Genomic DNA, 20,086 nt, shown 5'->3' with positions numbered 1-20,086 from the left:
GCGTTCATCTATAAAAGGTAAAGGGCATCAGGCCCGCGCACTCTCGTTGCCGTTGATCGTTGCTGGCACCGAAGTGTTCGAGGCTTCGAGGGCACGACCACGGGTTTCCGGCAGACAAAGTGCTGCGATCACTGCCACGCCATAGGCAATCCCGGCGTCGATACCAATCGCAGACCCAAGGGACATGGAGTCGCTCATGTGACCGACCAGGAACGGGAACACCGCTGAAAGCACTCGGCCAAAGTTGTAGCAGAAGCCCACACCGGCACCGCGTACATCCGCCGGGTACAGCTCGTTGAACAGTGCGCCAAGGCTCGCGGGAATACCGGCCGCGAAAAAGCCGAGCGGGAACCCCAGGAACAGCATCTGGGTATTGGTCAGCGGCAGGAACACATAACTCTGCACAGTGACGACACAGCAAAGCGCGAACAGCACGATGTTTTTGCGCCGGCCAATACGGTCAATCAAAAAGCCGCTGACTACACACCCACACCAGAACGCGAGGATGATCACCGCCAGGTAGCCGCCCGAATTCAGTACGGACAGATTGCGCTCAGTCTTGAGGAACGTTGGCAGCCAGGTCATCACCGCGTGGTAACCACCGTGCGCACCCAGCCCCAACAGACCACCGAACAGCGTTACGCGGATCAACTCGGGGCGGAAGATGCCGGCCAAGGATTTGAAGAAACTTTGCGGGATGGCGTTTTCTTTTTGCAGACGCTGGAAGCTGTCGGGCTCCTCGACATTACGACGCACCCAGATAATCAGGAACGACGGTAGCAGCCCGACCAGGAACATAACGCGCCACGCCATGTCCTGCGGCACGAAGGAATAAATCAGTGTGAAAACTCCGACGGCCAGCCCCCAACCCACGGCCCAGGCACTTTGTACGGTGCCCATCACTTTGCCGCGATACTGCGGATTGATGGTTTCGGCCATCAATACTGCACCTGCTGCCCACTCGCCGCCGATGCCGAAACCCTGCAGCGCCTTGACGATCAACAGCTGGTTGAAACCGGTGACAAATGCCGAGAGAAAGGTGAAGAACGAGAACCACAAAATCATCCACTGCAAGGTGCGCACTCGACCGTAACGGTCGGACAGAGTCCCCCCTACCCAGCCACCGATGGCCGAAGTGACGAGCGTGACGCCGCTGATCAGTCCTGCATCGCCCTTGGTCAGGGCGAAAGCGGCGATCAGCGCAGGAATCGCCAGGCCGAACATTTGTACTTCCAGTGCATCGAGCGACCATCCGCCGAAGCAGGCCCAAAACGTTTTGCGCTCCCGAGGAGTGACTTGGCGATACCAGCTGAACATGGTTCTTATCCTTATAAGTGGAACGTAAGGCAGCCGAGAGCGAACCGCACCGCTACAGGGCCAGTCTTGGCAAACAATCAGGAAACCAGCGACGACTTATTCGCCGCTGAGCAATTCGCTACACGGGCAGGCGCTAGCGAATATCCACGCTGTAGCGAAAGTGCTCGGCGTGGCCGCGAGAGCGACGCCACTCAAGCGGTGTACCCGCGTAATTCCGAGCCAGACGCTCGATCACCACCACCGGGCTGTTAATCGGCACCTGTAACAGGCGCGCGTGTACGTCATTGACCGACTCGGCGGTGAGGGTCTCTTCTGCATAGGCAACGACCTGGCCACAGAGGTCTTCGTAAATCGGATATAGCAATGGCCCTTTCAGGCTGAGGTCGGTCTCAAGCAAGGGTTGGAACCGGCTGCGCGGCAACCAGATTTCTTCGGCAAGCACCGGCTGAACCTCCAGCAGACGCAAACGCACAATGCGAATCACCGGCGCATCGACGGGCAACCCGAGCGCTTGGGCTACGGCCGAGGGCGCGGCCACTGGCTCGATTGACAGGATGCGGCTCTCCGGTACCTGGCGCTCACCAGAAGCAGACTGAAATCGAAAGAAGCGGAACAGGGAGGATTGAAATTGTGGACGACGAATGAAAGTCCCTCGCCCCTGCTGACGCTCCAGAATGCCCTCACTGACTAACGCATCAATCGCTTTGCGCACCGTACCGGTAGACAGTTCGTACTCCGCTGAAAGCGCAGCCTCGGTAGGAATCGCCTCGCCAGGACGCCAGCGATTTTTGGCGATCTGCTCAGCCAATTGGTCGCGCAGGCGTTGGTAGAGCGGCAGGCGAGTATCACTTGGGAGAGTACTCATCGACTTTATTCACCTTGTTATATAGTCATCTATATGAATCTTGAGGCGAGTATTTCCCCAGACGCCGCCGATGTCAAGAAGGGTCATGCCACCGTGCTGACGAATGGTGAGCCATTGACCAGACCTCCTCACATCTAGCCAGCTCAGTGATTTTCAATGCTTACCGCACCAATACCTTCAAAAATTCGAAGCAGATTAAGCCGTTTAACTGCCCTTACCCAGGCAACAAAAAAGCCTTGGTGGGCCTTTTTGTACTCAAACCAAAATCACTTGCTCAGCCAGGACTCAACAGTCGCGGAGCCGTGCTCAGCTTTCCATTCCTTCAGCGTCTTGTGGCTGCCGCCTTTGGTTTCGACGACTTCGCCGGTGTGAGGTTTTTTGTAGACCTTTAATGGATAGCGATTTGATGGTTAAAGACTCAACAAAAGACAGACGGGGCGGGTCATGGATGGACACTTTGAAAGCAAATAGATAGTGTCCACCCGCAAAGCAGTTTTCCCGTGAGCAAGGCATTTCCGGGCGAAATCAACCATTGAGATCGTCAAGATCAGAGAGAGAGGCTGTACATGAGCACAGGCGTTATTCAGAAGCTACAAGGCAGCCGGAAAGAGCTTCTGGATATCGGGCTTCGCAACAATATGCTCAATTTCCGAAAGACAGCTAAAATCCTTATCGTAGTGGACGAGCTTTCCGAAGAGGTTTTCAACACCCTTTATCGGCAAGAAAAAGCCATGGTTTTTGCCTCAATGGCGCGCGGTAAGCTTCAGGAAATGGCCAAGTCTGTGAGCCCGTCAACGGATGACGAGGAATCTGCAAACGACGAATAGTTGATCCATGAGCTAGATGGTCTTGACTGGTCGAAGGCTGCAGAGTGTTGGCGCTGATTGAAAACTGACCCACCCTGCCGATTGAAAATTGACCCAGGGCGGATTGCTGATTGTTGCCCCAGCAATTGTGGATAAGCTTAGCAGTAGTGTCCTGGTTGAAGACGCATCTGGCCCCACCGCATGCAGGCATGCGGAAGGGTGTTTACGGTGCAGATCAAAACGGTTCATCGTCCTCGATACCATCTTCGTCCTTGCGCTTTCGTTCACGCGATTTGATCTTTGTCTGGGCGGCCAAGGTGCTGTGTTGCAGGCGGTAGGACTCGTTGCCCGTTTCGACGATATGGCAGTGGTGTGTCAGCCGATCCAGCAACGCTGTGGTCATCTTGGCGTCGCCAAACACACTCGACCATTCCGAGAAGCTGAGGTTGGTGGTGATGACCACGCTGGTGTGCTCGTACAGTTTTGAAAGCAGGTGAAATAACAGCGCGCCACCACTCTGACTGAAGGGCAAATACCCCAGCTCATCGAGTATCACCAGGTCTGTCCGAAGCAGTCCTTGGGCGATTCGGCCTGCCTTACCATCGTACTTTTCACGCTCCAGCAGGTTGACGAGATCAACCGTGGAGAAGAACCGTACTCGTTTGTTATGAGTGGTGATTCCGGACACGGCCAAGGCACTGGCCAGGTGTGTTTTTCCGGTTCCAGGCCCACCGATGAACACGACATTTTGCGCAGTCTCCGTAAACTCAAGGCTGGATAATTCCTTGACCAGACGTGCATCAGCGCTGGAAGCGCTGAAGTCAAAGCCAGCTAAATCACGGTGCATGGGGAGCTTTGCCATGTTCATCTGATGATTCACAGAGCGCACGGCGCGATCTGCCTGCTCCTGTTGGAGCAGATGCTCAAGCAGCCACTTCGAGGATGCCGTCGAAGCTTCTCCCTGGGCCGCCAGTTCTTCCCAAGCTTGCGCCATGCCATGCAGACGCAGTTCTTTAAGTTCTGCCATCAAGTCACGCATTGCGGCTCTCCTCATCTGTTGTACGGAGTTGGTCATATCGGGCCGTGTTGGCAACGGGAGCCACCTTGAGTTGCAGGCTGGTTTCTACGGAAGGCGGTGGTGCAGTAGCGGTGAGTCGGGCGAGAACATTTAAGATGTGATCGGCGCTCAGACTTCCCGACTCAAGCACCAGTTCTACCGCTACCAGCACCGGGTCGAGACCGGCGATGGGCACGGCAGCGAGCACCTGCGTCATGATTCGATCACCATTGCTGTGACGTCTCAGGCCCCGTTTGAGAAGCCGCAACGGATTGGGCAGATCGGCAAACGGTGCGCCATTGCGCAGTGCACCCGGCTTGCGCTCGATGAGTGGGATGTAATGCTGCCAGTCAAAACTGACCTGATCTCGATCAAACAGACGCTCGTGGCTGGCGATCATCATGTCATCGGCGATGACCACAATCCGGGATGGGTAAAGACGGCTGCTGACCCACTGGCCGACTCGCTCACAAGGCGAGTAGCGATTTCGTGCCACGCTGATTAGGCAGGTGCTGGAAACCCTTACGGTGCGCTCGACGTAGCCATCAAAGGCGGTCGGCATCGGCATCATTTCGACCCGTTCCAGCTCCAAAACTTCCGCCACCGTCAGCCCGCTGTACTGCGGATGCAGCAGCTCACTCCAGAGCGCACGACAGCGTAGGCCGAGCCAGGCATTCAGTTCCTCGAAGGTGTGGAACATGCAGTTTTGAGCGTCAAGCCAGATGCGTCGTCGACTGTCTTGAACGTTCTTCTCGACAATGCCCTTTTCCCAGCCAGAGGCTACGTTGCAGAAATCCGGATCGAACAGGTAGTGCGCGCACATCACGGAAAACCGGGCATTGACCGTGCGGCCTTTGCCTTTGTTGACCTTGTCGACAGCCGTTTTCATGTTGTCGTAGATGCCGCGACGCGGCACTCCACCTAACGCTCCAAACGAGCGTGTATGGGCATCGAACAGCATCTCGTGACCTTGGCTAGGGTATGCAACCAACCAGAATGCACGACTGGCACACAGCTTCATGTGGGAGACTTGGATGCGTCGAAACAGGCCACCGATCAGCAGTCCTTCTTCGCTCCAGTCAAATTGAAAAGCCTCACCCAGTGCAAACGTCAGCGGTACAAAAGCGCGTAACGACTTGCCTTGCTCGCCTCGCCACGAGCGTACAAACGCCGTGAGCTGGCTGTAGCCGCCGTCATAACCCTCGGCCTTGATCTGCTCGAAAAGTGCTTTTGCGCTTCTGCGGTTGTGCTTTGCCCGGAACGAATCGGCTTTCAGCGCCTGTTCCAGCGTGTCGTGGAAGGGGCTGAGTTTGTTGAAGGTCGCGCACCGCTGGTACGCCGAATGAGTGGCTTCGGGCGCTCTGACCCATTTTCGGATGGTGTTTCTCGACAGCCCGGTACGCTTGGCTATCTGGTGCAGCGAGAGCTTGTCGCGGAAGTACATCCGCCGGATTTTTCCCAACATTTCCATGCTGATCACCCTGTGTTCTCCTGCTCGAAAAGTGAGCAGAAGCAGTTGAACACCTGGGTCAGTTTTCAGTCGGCAGAACAGCCTTTACTGGGTCAGTTTTCGGTCAGCGGCAACACAATCGTTTCACTAGCGGATCGCCCTCACATCATCGAGGGCATGAATGCATCAAGTCAGTGGATGATATCGACCAGGGGCAAGGCACCGTTTTGGTACCACCAGTGACAGATCACGTACCTACTACCATTACGTGTCTCGCAAACCCAATACCCCTTGAGCTCGAACAGCCTTTTGATCCTAGAAGTGCGGATTCTCCCGCCATCTACAAATCGGGCCCGCGTTTCTGAAAAAACAACTCCAGTCATGCACGGAGACTGAATTTCAGCACAGCAAAGGTACCCGGTGATCGGGACACTGAAATCAATTTCCTGTGCCTCCAACACGCTCTTTGGGAAACCCAACTATAAATCCTCTTGGCATACGATATCGACGTCAGTGAACTCGATCAAACCCATCTAACGCACCATTCTCATAAATACAGTGGGCTACGACATACTTACCACCATCGGCTGCAATCACGACTTCATAACCATCCGCCCACTTCACTCCCCGGCCTTGGGTATGAATATCTCCTGCCAAGATCACAACATCTGCGTCGTTCGGTGGCGGAACGAAAGAGCAAAACTCAAGGTGTAGATCTGAGAGCATGTGGAGCTTCATAAAATCTCATCGCCAAGCCAGCCACGGTAAATATGAGCATGCAACGAATCACCATGCACACTGGTAAAAATTATCGTTCCTTCGCGCAGCGCCTAGCTTTTCAAGCGACGCCAGCGGTAGCGAATAATTTGCTGGACTGATCAGTATTGATTTGAAAGTTTAGCAATTGCTTTTTCCAGCTGTCCGCTCTCAGGTCTTTAACCTCAAAATTGTTAAAACCTAGAGTTTTCAAAGGTCGTTGAGTGAGCAAGGCTAAGGAGTGCGAAACCCTTCCACGGATGAACGCAATAGAGTGTGAAAGCTCGCGCGCCCAACGTCTTTTTTAAAAGAAGTAATGACATACCGAGCATCGGATGTGGACACAACCCAGAACCGACCTTCCTTGCATACGGAACGGATAGCGGCGGTACGAATGAAATGACCATCAGCGTATCGTACGTTTGTATCACGCAATGTGTGGGCAAAGGTCACGCCATATGCCACGCGGTTCGAGATAAACACATCGCTCAAATAAGCCGTAATCCAAGCGACATAGGCATGTTTCTGTGCACGAACAATGCGCAACAACTGAAAGTCCGTAAGCCGCTTGAAGAGAAACTCGACCTCAATGTTATGACTCACTGCTTACTCCTTTTTTTACTCATCAAACAGTGACTTAAGAATTCGCAAAAGCAATGGCTTCCTTGATTTCGTCAATGCTAATCATCTAATACTGCCCCACCACATCAGACGGCCTAGTACGCCCACTCCCCCAACCATCTCAGCAACACCAAGAAAATTAGCCATTGGGTTCTGCATATCACTCGCCTCGGGATTCTTGGTTCTCCGCAACGGCGCAGTAGATACGTTCAAAATAAGGAAAAGATCGCTTGGACGGATGCTGACTTGCGATGACCTGGCCCAAGCAAGACGTAGATCGTATTCCGAGTTACGAACAGGTATCCGTCATTGAATGCAGTCCCCATGCTTGAACGAACCCAGTGGCCTGGCTCGAACCTCCTCTGCTCATCGTCCACAACTTTGTGGGCAAACATAAACATCGGCACGCAACCTGCTGCGGCGACTCTGGCTCGCTCAACCTCGGTGACAATTGCATCCAAAATTACCCATTCTTCAACGGCGCAGAGGGGCATCCATTTGTAGGTCTTTCTGGCCAACGCGAGGGCTTCGTTGAGGGAGAGATCAGAGCCCTTTAGTTCGACGCCTGGATCACCTAGTAGACCTTCATCGATGACGCCGTTCACGCTCCTTCCCCTCTTTGTCAATATTCAATAAATGCAAGCTAGTGCATGATGTCGCCACAACCACCAATATATCTGTTTGTGTGGCGGTAGGCAAATGCGACATACCGTCTCATTTTGTCGGGATCGCAAAATGTCGCTGCGCGAATCTTATGCAGCAGTAGTTCAACTGCTGCGCACTCAGAAAGGTCTATCTCAGGGGGATCTCTCGGGTTCACTTACGCAAACGCACGTCAGCAACCTGGAGCTTGGAAAAAGCTCAGCGACTGTCGACATGAGTGCTCAACTCGCCGAAGCCCTCAAAGTTGAGCCAATCACCCTACTCGCACTCGCTGTTGCGTCTCATGAGAAGCGGACGGTGCGTGAGGCTCTCTTAGCCTCTCTGGCGCAGGCTGAAGATTTAGGACTAGCCGACACTCTGCTCCCTACGAGAGCGCAAGCCTTAACTCGTACAGACGTGCTGGAAGCACGAAAGAAATGGCAGGCTGTTCAGGAGTTAAAAGCCCGAGGTTTTAGTCAATCTCAAGCGTCAAAGGAATTGGGCATACCTGAAAGCACGCTCCGGCGGCTGTGGCATCGGAAAATGAATGACTGATGTATCACTAGCTGATAATGGACTTGAGCCATTGCGGGAAAATTGCTCAGTTCTTTACGGAGTGACGGTCATGCCGAGGCGTGGCAACATTTCACCACCCCAGAGTTGGCGATGAGGAGCTATGAGCGTATTTGCGTCGAAAAATCGCTATTTCTCACAGCTCACCCGACGACGCAAGAGATTTCGGGCGCTTTGAGGAACGGAGACTTCGAGCCAGGCCTGTTGCCAGACGGCGAGCATCAATCTGGTTCGTGTTCGGCCTGGGAGGGATAGAGCTACTGGCAGAAGAAAGCACTAGAAGGGAATGGCAAAGCTGAAGGATGTGTCCCCTGCAGGAATCGAACCTGCATCTAGCCCTTAGGAGGGGCTCGTTCTATCCGTTGAACTAAGAGGACATTGAGCGATGTATCTTACGTAAAATCAAGCACTTAGGAAAGCTTGCGGTTCATGCCAAGCGCTGTGGCATCCCTTATCCACCATCACTAGCTCAGAGCGGGTAACAGCTAATTACAACAGGAGACTAGACCCTACCCCAGATAAGAACTGCCAACCTTCCCCTTAGGAGGGGGATGCTCTATCCAATTGAGCTACTGAGACATAAATTTGCCTGCGAGAACTCGCGAAGCAATTGACGGCGTGCATGTTAACGGGCGAGCAAGGCTTTGTCATGTCGTCCTTAGGCGAATTGAGTGTAGGCAAACGCCTGCATAGCCTTTGCGATCCGCCGCATAAGCCAAACACCCCCACGAAGACTTGTAAATCCCTGACCCTCTACTGAGGAAAATCCGTCGCCCTCTATCCTAAATTGCGCTGCCGATGCACCTAGCCCTAGTAAATCGGCCATTTGCCACTATCCTATAAAGACAAGGAACAGTGACTGAATTCGCACGACACGCCCTTCGTATTTTGAGAATCACTGTCGGGCAGTGGACGCGACCAGCAATACGGACAAAGCCAAGTTTCCAAACCAGTCCGCATTTCTGACAATTGGTGCTGGCATAACGCCTTTATCCAGTTCAATATTTGTCACAGAATTGGCGCCAATGATCTGGCAATTTTGAGGCATCATGCCAGCCTCTTCAATTCAGGTTGAACATTTGGCCAGAGGGCTTGTCCTATCAGACATCCTGCGGCCAATCCCGAGAACCGCTCCCCTGAACTAACCGGTTAAATATATGCGCCCATTGAAACAGGCAATTTATTCCAGCCGTACGGCTGACAAGTTCGTCGTACGTCTGCCAGACGGAATGCGTGAACGCATTGCCGAGGTGGCTCGCAATCATCATCGCAGCATGAACTCTGAAATCATCGCACGTCTTGAGCAAAGCCTTATTCAGGAAGGCGCGCTGGGCGAAGAATTAAGCATGCGCCTGGACAGCCCAGAACTCTCTCTGCATGAGCGTGAATTGCTGCAACGTTTCCGCCAACTCTCTCACCGTCAGCAAAACGCCCTTGTTTCGCTGATTGCCCATGATGCCGAAATGGCCGCAGACGCCTGATCTCACCGAAAAAACCCAAAGCCAGCTTAATTGCTGGCTTTTTTTGCCTAAAATTCAGGTATAAAAAAACCCACCGGATGGTGGGTTTATTAAAACTAGAAGGCTTAGAGCAGGAAAATTGTCGCCAACCCAAGAAAGATAAAGAAGCCGCCACTATCAGTCATGGCAGTGATCATCACGCTAGCTCCCATCGCGGGGTCGCGCCCAAGTCGAGCCAACGTCATTGGGATCAATACTCCCATCAACGCCGCTAGTAACAAGTTGAGCGTCATGGCGGCAGTCATCACCACACCCAAAGACCAGCTACCGTAAAGCAGGTAGGCAACAACGCCAATTACTCCACCCCACACCACACCATTGATCAGGGCGACCGCCAACTCCTTGCGCATCAGACGCGAAGTATTACCGGTACTCACCTGGTCCAGCGCCATGGCCCGAACGATCATGGTAATGGTTTGGTTGCCAGAGTTTCCGCCGATACCCGCCACGATCGGCATCAATGCGGCAAGTGCCACCAATTTCTCGATAGACCCTTCGAACAGACCGATCACGCGAGATGCAACGAATGCAGTAATCAGATTCACCGCCAACCAGGCCCAACGGTTACGCAGGGACTTCCACACCGACGCAAAAATGTCTTCTTCTTCGCGCAGACCCGCCATGTTGAGAACTTCGTTCTCGCTCTCTTCACGTATCAGGTCGACCATTTCATCGATAGTCAGACGTCCGATCAACTTGCCATTTTTGTCGACTACCGGCGCCGAAATCAAGTCATAGCGCTCGAACGCCTGGGCCGCATCGTAGGCATCTTCATCCGGGTGAAAACTTACCGGATCGCTGGCCATGACCTCGGAAACCTGCTTTTCAGGATCGTTGACCAGTAAACGCTTGATCGGCAACACGCCCTTGAGGACGCCGTCGTAATCGACCACAAACAACTTATCGGTATGACCCGGCAACTCCTTAAGGCGCCGCAGATAACGCAGAACCACTTCGAGACTGACATCCTCACGGATTGTCACCATCTCGAAGTCCATCAATGCACCAACCTGCTCCTCGTCGTAGGACAGCGCCGAACGAACTCGCTCACGTTGCTGGTTATCCAGAGTCTCCATCAGCTCATGGACGACGTCTCGCGGCAGCTCGGAGGCCAGGTCAGCAAGTTCGTCGGCATCCATGTCCTTGGCCGCAGCCAGGAGCTCATGATCATCCATGTCGGCGATCAGGGTTTCTCGAACGGAGTCGGATACTTCGAGCAGGATGTCGCCGTCGCGATCAGCCTTTACCAATTGCCAGAGTGTCAGGCGATCGTCGAGCGGCAAGGCTTCAAGAATGTAGGCGACGTCGGCGGAGTGCAGATCATCAAGCTTACGTTGCAGCTCGACGAGGTTCTGCCGGTGAACCAGGTTTTCGACCCGATCGTGATGCGGGCCTTCCTGGCGATGAGTCAGGTCCTCAACAACTCGCTGACGCTGCAACAGCTCAACAACTTGAGCCAGGCGGTCCTGCAAGCTTTCCTGCGTTTTCTTTACTTCAACTTCAGACATAGGCGAACTCCACTCCCAGCAGTGGAACACGCCGGAAGGATCAATCAGTCAATTCATGATTGGAAAAGCGGTTTACTGAGTAACTACTGGGTAAGTCCATGGAGGTATTCCACAAGCCCCGGCGGGGCTGACGGGCGCAATGATACACCGCCTGACGGGTTTAAATGTTAAAAAATCGCGGCTGAAACAAGCGCTTGCGAGACAAACTTGAGCACCGCCCTGATCCTTCAAACTGCGACGACTCATCCTGAAAAGAAAACACACCGGCATCTTAAAATGTAGCAGCTACCCTTGATTGGAGCCGTCATGGAGGACGTCGAATGCCACCGAAAATTTTCCGTTTCTTGCTAATCACCCTACCCTGCCTGGCGTTTGCGGCACCTGCCACGACCATCCACCGCTGCGAGGCGCCTAACGGGCGCATTACCTTTACCACGATGAGCTGCGCTGTTGGAGACACCCTTTCCATCCAGGAAGTGCACACCTACTTGCCCGGTAACGCCGTCGCACTTATGCCAGAAGCCAGCTACCAAGAAACATCAGGCATTAAAATCAAAAGCCGCGATCCGACAATCGTCGGCGAGCCAGAAGACAAATGCGGAAATCTGATCAGCGCCAGAGAGCGGCGCGAAGCGATCATCAATCGTCGGGTCGTGGCTGGCATGAGCCAGCAGGACGTCGAAAGCGCCCTGGGCAAACCCGACAAGATCAGCATTCGGAATTCGTCCACGAGTTACCGCTACGAAACCAAGCGAGGCCGCAGTGCACAGATCGAGTTCGATGAGAGAGGATGCACGAAAGGTAAAGCCAAATCCCAGACGGCAAAAAGCCCGCATTAAATGCGGGCTTTTTGTTGTATGGTGCACTCGACAGGATTCGAACCTGTGACCGCTCGGTTCGTAGCCGAGTACTCTATCCAGCTGAGCTACGAGTGCATTAGTGTTTTTATACCAGATCACAACTGGTTGGAGCCAAGTCATTTACATTGCTGCAAACAACTCTTAAATGGTGCACTCGACAGGATTCGAACCTGTGACCGCTCGGTTCGTAGCCGAGTACTCTATCCAGCTGAGCTACGAGTGCATTTGTTGCCGCGCATTATAGGCCGTTAAATCTGTTTGTAAAGCGCTTTTTTCTAGTAATTTCAACAACTTACCGAAGAAGCCAGATTACAACGTACTACGCAAATAATGGCGGAGAACGGGGGATTCGAACCCCCGACACCCTTTTGAGGTGTACTCCCTTAGCAGGGGAGCGCCTTCGGCCACTCGGCCAGCTCTCCGCAACACGGGGCGTATCTTAACCAACCTTTTCCCCGTTTGCAAACATAAAAAACGATAAAAATTAATGGCTTGGTTCTTCGTCCTTCTCTTTCTTGATACGCAGGTAGATTTCCTCACGGTGGACCGCGACCTCTTTCGGGGCGTTGACACCAATACGCACTTGATTTCCTTTGACGCCGAGCACGGTCACGGTGATTTCGCCATCACCAATAATCAGGCTTTCTGCGCACCGACGAGTCAGAATCAACATACCTTTCTCCTCACGCCTTACATTTCAGGGACAACAGTCTGCAAAAAAAAGGCACTCGACCTACAACCGGAGCGGTCGCAGCCCTACATGCCTGAGTATTGACTAGCGCGAGCAAAAGAACAGCTTCGGGGTCGCGCCATTCAAAAAAACAAAAGGCGCAGTCAGACCGCGCCTTCTGGCAAACGCATCACTCACCCTGGCGGGAAGGCGCGTCCAGTTCGAAAGCCGTGTGCAGGGCGCGCACGGCCAGTTCCAGGTACTTCTCTTCGATCACTACGGAGACTTTGATTTCCGAAGTCGAGATCATCTGGATGTTGATGCTTTCCTTAGCCAGGGATTCGAACATGCGGCTGGCGACGCCTGCGTGAGAGCGCATGCCAACGCCGACGATCGATACCTTGGCGATCTTGGTGTCGCCAACGACTTCACGGGCACCAATTTCGCGAGCAGTGTTTTCCAGCACGGTCTGGGCCGCCTGGTAGTCGTTGCGGTGCACAGTGAAGGTGAAGTCGGTGGTGTTATCGTGCGCGACGTTCTGCACGATCATGTCGACTTCGATGTTCGCGGCGCTGATCGGGCCGAGAATCTTGAAGGCAACGCCCGGGATGTCTGGCACGCCACGGATGGTCAGCTTGGCTTCATCGCGGTTGAAAGCGATACCGGAAATGATCGGCTGTTCCATGGTTTCCTCTTCATCAATAGTAATGAGGGTGCCCGGACCCTCCTTGAAGCTGTGCAGTACGCGCAGCGGAACGTTGTACTTGCCGGCGAATTCCACCGCACGGATCTGCAACACCTTGGAACCGAGGCTGGCCATTTCCAGCATCTCTTCGAAGGTGATCTTGTCCAGTCGCTGAGCCACGGACACCACACGCGGGTCGGTGGTGTAGACGCCATCGACGTCGGTGTAGATCTGGCACTCGTCAGCCTTCAAGGCTGCCGCCAGAGCCACGCCGGTGGTGTCGGAACCGCCACGACCGAGGGTGGTGATGTTGCCGTGTTCGTCGACGCCCTGGAAACCGGCGACAACCACAACGCGACCAGCCTTCAGGTCGCCGCGAATCTTCTGGTCATCAATCTGCAAGATACGCGCTTTATTGTGTGCGCTATCGGTCAGAATCCGTACCTGATTGCCGGTGTAGGACACTGCCGGCACACCGCGCTTGATCAGCGCCATGGCCAACAGGGCAATCGTCACCTGCTCACCGGTGGAAACGATCACATCCAGCTCACGCGGAACCGGTTGGCCGTCGCCACTGATTTGCTTGGCCAGATCGATCAGACGGTTGGTTTCGCCGCTCATTGCAGACAGAACAACCACCAGGTCATCGCCGGCATCGCGGAATTTCTTAACCTTGTCGGCGACCTGCTCGATTCTCTCGACAGTGCCGACCGAGGTGCCTCCAAATTTCTGTACGATCAAAGCCATTTCAAAGCCGCCTCTGCCCATGAAGGGCGCCCAAATAATCACTCAAACAGCGTTGCGGCTCGCCACTAGACTGCGCGCCACAAGTACTGCCTTATAAACCCTGCTCTACAAACGGAACGGTCAACGCGAGTGCTGCATCCAGTGCGCCAGCGTCGATACCGCCGCCTTGCGCCATATCTGGACGACCACCGCCCTTCCCGCCCACTGCCGCAGCGGCTTGCTTCATCAAATCACCGGCTTTGAGTTGGCCAGTCAGGTCTTTGGTTACGCCTGCAACCAGAACGACCTTTTCCTCATGGACACTGCCGAGCAGGATCACTGCGCGGCCGAGTTTGTTTTTCAGCTGATCGACCAGCGCCAGCAGCGCCTTGCCGTCCTGACCGTCGAGACGCACGGACAGTACCTTCACGCCTTTGACATCCAGCGCAGAAGCCGACAGATCATCGCCCGCCGCGCTGGCTGCCTTGGCCTGCAGCTGCTCGAGTTGCTTCTCCAGCAGACGGTTGCGCTCCAGCACAGCCGACAGCTTGTCGATCAGGTTGTCGCGGCTGCCCTTGACCAGGTTGGCCGCTTCCTTGAGTTGTTCTTCTGCAGCGTTCAAGTAGGCCAGTGCCGCAGCACCGGTGACTGCCTCGATACGACGCACACCCGACGCCACACCGCCCTCGCTGATGATTTTCAGCAGGCCGATGTCGCCGGTACGGTGGGCGTGGATACCGCCGCACAGTTCAACGGAGAAATCACCGCCCATGCTCAGCACGCGTACGTTGTCGCCGTACTTCTCGCCGAACAACGCCATCGCGCCTTTCTGCTTGGCGGTTTCGATGTCGGTTTCTTCAGTTTCAATGGCAGAGTTCTTGCGAATCTCGGCGTTGACGATCTCTTCCAGCGCTTTCAGCTGCTCAGGCTTGATCGCCTCGAAGTGGCTGAAGTCGAAGCGCAGGCGCTGACTGTCGACCAGAGAACCTTTCTGCTGAACGTGGTCGCCCAGCACTTTGCGCAAGGCAGCGTGCAGCAAGTGAGTTGCCGAGTGGTTCAGCGAGGTGGCGTGACGCACGTCAGCCTCAACGTGGGTTTCCACCGGTGCGCCGATCAACAGGCTGCCCGAAGCCAGCACGCCGTGGTGCAGGAAGGCGCCGCCGGTCTTGGTGGTGTCGCGCACGTCGAAACGCGAAGCGCCCGCCTGCAGATAACCGCAGTCACCGACCTGACCACCGGACTCAGCGTAGAACGGCGTCTGGTTCAGGACGACCACGCCCTCTTCGCCTTCATTCAGTACGTCGACCGATTGCCCGTCTTTATAGAGGGCAACAACTTTCGCCGAACCCTTGGTGGCGTGATAACCGGTAAATTCGGTATCGACATCAACCTTGACCAGGCTGTTGTAGTCCATGCCGAAGGAGCTGGCGGAACGGGCACGGACGCGCTGGGCTTCCATTTCACGTTCGAAACCTTCTTCGTCGATGGTCAGGCTACGCTCGCGAGCGATATCGCCAGTCAGGTCCATCGGGAAACCGTAGGTGTCGTAGAGTTTGAACACCACGTCGCCCGGCACCACGTCGCCTTTGAGTTCGGCGAGATCCTGCTCGAGGATTTTCAGGCCCTGCTCCAGGGTCTTGGCGAATTGCTCTTCTTCGGCTTTCAGCACGCGTTCAATGTGCGTCTGCTGGGATTTCAACTCAGGGAAGGCTTCGCCCATCTCGGCGACCAGCGCCGCGACGATCTGGTAGAAGAAACTGCCCTTGGCGCCCAGTTTGTTGCCGTGACGGCAAGCGCGACGAATGATCCGGCGCAGCACGTAGCCGCGGCCTTCGTTGGATGGCAGCACGCCATCGGCGATCAGGAAACCGCAGGAGCGGATGTGGTCAGCCACAACTTTCAGGGAAGCCTGATTGTCGTTGGTGCAGCCGATGGCCTTGGCCGATGCGCTCAGCAGGCTCTGGAACAGGTCGATTTCATAGTTCGAGTGAACGTGCTGCAGCACGGCACTGATCCGCTCCAGGCCCATGCCGGTGTCGACCGACGGCGCTGGCAGCGGGTGCAACACGCCATCGGCGGTGCGGTTGAACTGCATGAACACGTTGTTCCAGATTTCGATGTAACGGTCGCCGTCTTCTTCCGGCGAACCCGGTGGGCCACCCCAGATGTCGGCGCCGTGATCGTAGAAAATCTCGGTGCAAGGACCGCATGGGCCGGTATCGCCCATAGTCCAGAAGTTGTCGGAAGCGTAAGGCGCGCCCTTGTTGTCGCCGATGCGAACCATACGCTCGGCCGGAACGCCGATTTCCTTGGTCCAGATGTCGTACGCCTCGTCATCACTGGCGTAGACGGTGACCCAAAGTTTTTCCTTCGGCAGGTTCAGCCACTTCTCGGAGGTCAGGAAGTTCCAGGCATAGGTGATGGCGTCACGCTTGAAGTAGTCACCGAAGCTGAAGTTACCCAGCATTTCGAAGAATGTGTGGTGACGAGCGGTATAGCCGACGTTTTCCAGGTCGTTGTGCTTGCCGCCGGCGCGCACGCATTTCTGGCTGCTGACCGCGCGGGTGTACGCGCGTTTTTCCTGGCCCAGGAAGCAGTCCTTGAACTGGTTCATCCCCGCGTTGGTGAACAGCAGGGTCGGGTCGTTGCCCGGAATCAAAGAGCTGGAGGCTACACGGGTGTGGCCTTGCTCTTCGAAGAAGCGAAGGAAGGCTTCACGGATTTCTGCGCTTTTCATTAGGTTCTTCCACGGAGGCTGCGGCCAAAGGCCTGTTCGAAACGTCAACAGACGAAGCGACGGCAAAGGGCCGCATTATATCGGCCCTGCGCGCGGGGTACAGCGTGTTTATACGATAGAAACAGTCAATTGAAGCGCTAACGCTATCACTTACGGGAAAAGTCGACGAATGTCGCGACGACCTGCTCAATTTGCCCACGGCTGACGTCCATGTGCGTAACCATCCGCAGACGAGCGGCGGCACTGAGCTTAATCCCTCGCTCCGCAGCAAACGACTTGATCGCCTCGGCCTTGTCGCCCATCGACACATAAACCATGTTGGTCTGCACTGGCTCGACTTCGTAGCCCGCCTCACGCAAGCCTTCGGCGAGCAATTGGGCGTTGGAGTGATCGTCGGCCAGGCGCTGGACATTGTGATCCAGTGCATAAAGGCCTGCCGCTGCGAGAATCCCGGCCTGACGCATGCCGCCGCCGACCATTTTGCGCAGGCGCCGCGCCTTGCTGATCAACTCAACCGAGCCGCACAACACTGAACCGACCGGCGCGCCCAAGCCTTTGGACAGGCAAACCGAGACGGAATCGAAATGCTGAGCTATTTCCCGCGCATCAACGCCTAGCCTGACCGCTGCGTTGTAAAGCCGTGCGCCATCCAGGTGCAACTGCAAGCCGTGTTCACGGGTGAAACTACGCGCGCGGGCCAGGTACTCCAGTGGCAGAACCTTGCCCTGCATGGTGTTTTCCAGCGCCAGCAGACGAGTGCGGGCGAAATGGAAGTCGTCCGGTTTGATCGCGGCGGCGACTTGCGCCAGATCCAGCGAGCCATCGGCCTGCACTTCCAGCGGTTGCGGCTGGATCGAACCTAGCACGGCCGCACCGCCACCTTCGTACTTATAGGTGTGCGCCTGCTGACCAACGATGTATTCGTCACCGCGTTCGCAGTGGGCCATCAAGCCCAGCAGATTGCTCATGGTGCCGGTCGGAACAAACAGCGCAGCTGCGAAACCCAGGCGCTTTGCCAATTCACCTTCCAGACGATTGACCGTCGGATCTTCGCCATACACGTCGTCACCGGTGGCGGCGGTGGCCATCGCGTCGAGCATGCCGGCGGAAGGTTGGGTGACGGTGTCGCTGCGAAGATCGATAACACTCATGAATCTGGCCTCGGTAAGCAGGGGGAAATCCCTTTCATAAAGGAATTACTGCGGTCTTGCCGCTGAATAATCAACCCTTGGGCGAGGAAAAGGCTGCTAATCAAACGAAAAAGTCGATGGGGATCATCTGAAAGCATGAATGCACACGTAGGAGATATGTGATAAAAACGCTGCGCCGCCAAACATCCTGGCGGCAAAACGTTCTCAGGGCGGGGTGCAACTCCCCACCGGCGGTAATTGCGCGCAATGCGCATAGCCCGCGAGCGCTTGGTGGCAGCACGGCTTCGGCGGTGTTTGGCGGCAAGGTCAGCAGACCCGGTGTGATCCCGGGGCCGACGGTCATAGTCCGGATGAAGAGAGAACGGGATTGGCGCCGCCTAGGCTCTATACCAAAGCGCCGTCCGCAGGCACTTGTGCGTGCGTACCCTTAAATCCCATTCGATTCATAACGCCCTGTTTTTCACACAAACAGGAGTCAGAACATGCAACCCACCGCAATCGATAGCAAAAGCAAACACCATCAGGGCGAGCGCGTTGCGTTCATCCAGGCCTGCTGGCACAAGGAAATTGTTGATCAGAGCCGTAAGGGTTTCGTCAGCGAAATGATTGCCCAGGGTTATCAGGAATCCGACATCGATTTCTTCGAAGTCGGCGGCGCATTTGAAATGCCCCTGCACGCCAAGTTGTTAGCCAAGACCGGTCGTTATGCCGGCATCGTCGCCGCAGCCCTGGTGGTGGATGGCGGGATCTACCGTCACGAATTCGTCGCCCAGTCGGTGGTCAGCGGCTTGATGCAGGTTCAGTTGGAAACAGAAGTGCCGGTGTTCTCGGTATCCCTGACCCCGCACCACTTCCACGCTGGCGAAGAACACCAGAAGTTCTTCTTCGAGCATTTCGTGCATAAAGGTCAGGAAGCGGCGAAGACGTGTGCGGATACGCTGCACAAGATCCGCTCGCTGCGTCGCACTGAGCCGCGTGCGGTAGCCGTTTAAACACAGAACCTGCAGGAGCTGGCTTGCCGGCGATCGCGGACTGTCAGTCAAATCTTGTGTTGGCTGACACACCGTTATCGCCAGCAAGCCGGCTCCTACAGGGATTCATGTCGGGCCTGAGGCTGGTTCAGGCCAGGTTTTCGTCGGTCGTTGGCACGATCAGGATGCCGGCGCGAAGGCCATTCTTTACCTTGGGGTTCGGGAAGATGATCCGGGCGCCCTCTTCCTCGATGATCCAGCGGGTCTGGGCGATGTCTTCCGCCAACAGATAACCCACTTCCAACTCAGAAAAATTTTCAATATCCGCCGGCAGATTCAGGCGGAAGCTGTCGCTGTGCTTGATGATTTCCCGCGCCACGCTGAATAACTGCAAACCATCGAGCGCTTCTTCAGTCAGTTCCGGTTCGGTGCCTTCGATAATCTGTTTGAGCCGGGTTTCCAGCAGCGACACGTTGACACCATCGTTGTGCCCGAACGGCCGTGCCTTGCCCAGTTCCAGGGTAAAAGCCTCAGCACCCAGTTTGTCGTAGGTGTAGGAACTGAAAACGATGGACGGCTTGTTCTGCAGCAGCACCGCTTCCATGCCGGCGGCGCGCAGGCGGGCCAGTTCCTGGCGCGAATGCTGGCGGCCTTCCTTCCACGGATACAACGCGAACTGTTCAATTTTCGAACCACGAATTGCGGTGTGCAGGTCGTAGTGCAAGCGCTGGCGGTCCGGCAGGTTGAAGAAACTGGCGGCCAAACGCTCCAGCTCACAAGCACGCAACGCTTCGGATCCGCTGCTTTGTTCGTGACGGCCATTGAACAGCCGATTGACGTCCTGCTCGACAAATCGCTCACCTTTGCGGATCGCTTCGGGATTGCCGAACAGAAACAGAATACGTGCACGCGGTTTCAGATCACCGCGGGCGATGTCGTGCAACAGGCGATCGAGCAATTCGATAGGCGCTGTTTCGTTGCCGTGGATACCGGCCGATAGCAGCAGGTCCAGGCCATTGTCGCGAGCTTCAGGTGGCCGGACTTCCAGCGCACCTTCGCTCAACCAGCGCATGCGCACGCCTTCGACAGTCAGTTGAGTCTTCTCCGCCGGTTCGCGGCCGGCGAGGGTCAGTTCAAGCAGTTTGCCGAGGGCGAGCATAGAGCGGCTTCC

General features: G+C 55.4%; 17 protein-coding genes, 5 tRNA genes, 2 pseudogenes and 1 riboswitch. Of the genes and pseudogenes, 5 read left to right on the top strand and 19 right to left on the bottom strand.

What is annotated here, in order from left to right:
* Window positions 1-27: 27 nt before the first annotated feature.
* From ABVN21_RS01950 to ABVN21_RS01940, 3 genes and pseudogenes are all read right to left on the bottom strand, one after another.
* Window positions 28-1,317, bottom strand: coding sequence for an MFS transporter (locus tag ABVN21_RS01950; protein WP_339555541.1), 1,290 nt, complete (start codon window positions 1,315-1,317; stop codon window positions 28-30).
* Between the two features lie 133 nt (window positions 1,318-1,450).
* A complete protein-coding gene (locus ABVN21_RS01945; RefSeq protein ID WP_339555540.1) occupies window positions 1,451-2,182 on the bottom strand; it encodes a GntR family transcriptional regulator in 732 nt (243 codons plus the stop codon).
* A gap of 266 nt (window positions 2,183-2,448) precedes the next feature.
* Window positions 2,449-2,586 (bottom strand): annotated as a pseudogene (locus tag ABVN21_RS01940) (transcriptional regulator); the annotation flags it as partial.
* Between the two features lie 162 nt (window positions 2,587-2,748).
* On the opposite strand from ABVN21_RS01940, the gene ABVN21_RS01935 reads away from it, so the two are divergent.
* On the top strand, window positions 2,749-3,009 hold the full coding sequence (locus tag ABVN21_RS01935) for a DUF4011 domain-containing protein (protein ID WP_339555539.1): 261 nt from the start codon (window positions 2,749-2,751) through the stop codon (window positions 3,007-3,009).
* Between the two features lie 214 nt (window positions 3,010-3,223).
* Here ABVN21_RS01935 and istB read toward each other — a convergent pair whose 3' ends face one another.
* The 5 genes and pseudogenes from istB to ABVN21_RS01910 form a co-directional block, all read right to left on the bottom strand.
* Entirely contained in the window at window positions 3,224-4,027 is an 804-nt protein-coding gene (gene istB / locus ABVN21_RS01930; protein ID WP_130209155.1) for an IS21-like element helper ATPase IstB, read from the bottom strand.
* On the bottom strand, window positions 4,020-5,516 hold the full coding sequence (gene istA, locus ABVN21_RS01925) for an IS21 family transposase (protein ID WP_339555594.1): 1,497 nt from the start codon (window positions 5,514-5,516) through the stop codon (window positions 4,020-4,022). Before istA ends, istB begins: the two co-directional genes overlap by 8 nt.
* 588 nt (window positions 5,517-6,104) lie before the next feature.
* Window positions 6,105-6,233: pseudogene (locus tag ABVN21_RS01920) on the bottom strand (serine/threonine protein phosphatase); the annotation flags it as partial.
* Window positions 6,234-6,485: 252 nt separating this feature from the next.
* Entirely contained in the window at window positions 6,486-6,854 is a 369-nt protein-coding gene (locus ABVN21_RS01915) for a hypothetical protein (RefSeq protein ID WP_339555538.1), read from the bottom strand.
* Window positions 6,855-7,081: 227 nt separating this feature from the next.
* Window positions 7,082-7,477 (bottom strand): hypothetical protein, encoded by a 396-nt coding sequence (locus ABVN21_RS01910; RefSeq protein ID WP_339555537.1) that lies wholly within the window; start codon window positions 7,475-7,477, stop codon window positions 7,082-7,084.
* A gap of 130 nt (window positions 7,478-7,607) precedes the next feature.
* Between ABVN21_RS01910 and ABVN21_RS01905 the strand changes: the two genes are divergently transcribed.
* Window positions 7,608-8,069 (top strand): helix-turn-helix transcriptional regulator, encoded by a 462-nt coding sequence (locus ABVN21_RS01905; protein WP_339555536.1) that lies wholly within the window; start codon window positions 7,608-7,610, stop codon window positions 8,067-8,069.
* Between the two features lie 323 nt (window positions 8,070-8,392).
* Here ABVN21_RS01905 and ABVN21_RS01900 read toward each other — a convergent pair.
* Both ABVN21_RS01900 and ABVN21_RS01895 read right to left on the bottom strand, forming a co-directional pair.
* Window positions 8,393-8,464 (bottom strand) — tRNA-Arg (locus ABVN21_RS01900).
* Between the two features lie 133 nt (window positions 8,465-8,597).
* A tRNA-Arg gene (locus ABVN21_RS01895) sits at window positions 8,598-8,666 on the bottom strand.
* A 578-nt stretch (window positions 8,667-9,244) separates the two neighbouring features.
* On the opposite strand from ABVN21_RS01895, the gene ABVN21_RS01890 reads away from it, so the two are divergent.
* On the top strand, window positions 9,245-9,568 hold the full coding sequence (locus ABVN21_RS01890; RefSeq protein WP_339555535.1) for an Arc family DNA-binding protein: 324 nt from the start codon (window positions 9,245-9,247) through the stop codon (window positions 9,566-9,568).
* A 104-nt stretch (window positions 9,569-9,672) separates the two neighbouring features.
* Here ABVN21_RS01890 and mgtE read toward each other — a convergent pair whose 3' ends face one another.
* The gene (gene mgtE, locus ABVN21_RS01885) at window positions 9,673-11,115 is read right to left on the bottom strand and encodes a magnesium transporter (RefSeq protein WP_339555534.1); all 1,443 of its coding nucleotides are present in this window, start codon (window positions 11,113-11,115) and stop codon (window positions 9,673-9,675) included.
* A 320-nt stretch (window positions 11,116-11,435) separates the two neighbouring features.
* Here mgtE and ABVN21_RS01880 point away from each other — a divergent pair, with 320 nt between their 5' ends.
* Window positions 11,436-11,954 (top strand): cell envelope protein SmpA, encoded by a 519-nt coding sequence (locus tag ABVN21_RS01880; RefSeq protein WP_339555533.1) that lies wholly within the window; start codon window positions 11,436-11,438, stop codon window positions 11,952-11,954.
* A 19-nt stretch (window positions 11,955-11,973) separates the two neighbouring features.
* Here ABVN21_RS01880 and ABVN21_RS01875 read toward each other — a convergent pair.
* The 7 genes from ABVN21_RS01875 to ltaE form a co-directional block, all read right to left on the bottom strand.
* Window positions 11,974-12,050: transfer RNA gene (locus tag ABVN21_RS01875), tRNA-Arg, on the bottom strand.
* A gap of 71 nt (window positions 12,051-12,121) precedes the next feature.
* Window positions 12,122-12,198, bottom strand: a tRNA-Arg gene (locus ABVN21_RS01870).
* 108 nt (window positions 12,199-12,306) lie between these two features.
* Window positions 12,307-12,397 (bottom strand) — tRNA-Ser (locus ABVN21_RS01865).
* Window positions 12,398-12,459: 62 nt separating this feature from the next.
* Window positions 12,460-12,648 (bottom strand): carbon storage regulator CsrA, encoded by a 189-nt coding sequence (gene csrA / locus ABVN21_RS01860; RefSeq protein WP_002554426.1) that lies wholly within the window; start codon window positions 12,646-12,648, stop codon window positions 12,460-12,462.
* A gap of 187 nt (window positions 12,649-12,835) precedes the next feature.
* Complete coding sequence (locus ABVN21_RS01855; RefSeq protein ID WP_034151451.1) at window positions 12,836-14,077, bottom strand: aspartate kinase; 1,242 nt, start codon at window positions 14,075-14,077, stop codon at window positions 12,836-12,838.
* A gap of 91 nt (window positions 14,078-14,168) precedes the next feature.
* The gene (gene alaS / locus ABVN21_RS01850; protein WP_339555532.1) at window positions 14,169-16,793 is read right to left on the bottom strand and encodes an alanine--tRNA ligase; all 2,625 of its coding nucleotides are present in this window, start codon (window positions 16,791-16,793) and stop codon (window positions 14,169-14,171) included.
* 146 nt (window positions 16,794-16,939) lie between these two features.
* Window positions 16,940-17,944: a low-specificity L-threonine aldolase gene (gene ltaE, locus ABVN21_RS01845; protein ID WP_339555531.1), complete on the bottom strand. Its 1,005-nt coding sequence runs from the start codon at window positions 17,942-17,944 to the stop codon at window positions 16,940-16,942.
* 196 nt (window positions 17,945-18,140) lie between these two features.
* Window positions 18,141-18,311: riboswitch (FMN riboswitch) on the top strand.
* Window positions 18,312-18,426: 115 nt separating this feature from the next.
* Between ltaE and ABVN21_RS01840 the strand changes: the two genes are divergently transcribed.
* Window positions 18,427-18,936: a 6,7-dimethyl-8-ribityllumazine synthase gene (locus ABVN21_RS01840; protein WP_339555530.1), complete on the top strand. Its 510-nt coding sequence runs from the start codon at window positions 18,427-18,429 to the stop codon at window positions 18,934-18,936.
* A gap of 127 nt (window positions 18,937-19,063) precedes the next feature.
* Here ABVN21_RS01840 and astE read toward each other — a convergent pair whose 3' ends face one another.
* Window positions 19,064-20,074 (bottom strand): succinylglutamate desuccinylase, encoded by a 1,011-nt coding sequence (gene astE, locus ABVN21_RS01835; RefSeq protein WP_339555529.1) that lies wholly within the window; start codon window positions 20,072-20,074, stop codon window positions 19,064-19,066.
* Window positions 20,075-20,086 lie beyond the last annotated feature (12 nt).

Origin of the sequence: Pseudomonas sp. MYb327 (assembly GCF_040438925.1) — a bacterium.
Taxonomy (GTDB): domain Bacteria; phylum Pseudomonadota; class Gammaproteobacteria; order Pseudomonadales; family Pseudomonadaceae; genus Aquipseudomonas.
The sequence above is the reverse complement of the archived record's forward strand: the minus strand, read 5'-3'. Positions and strand labels throughout refer to the sequence as shown.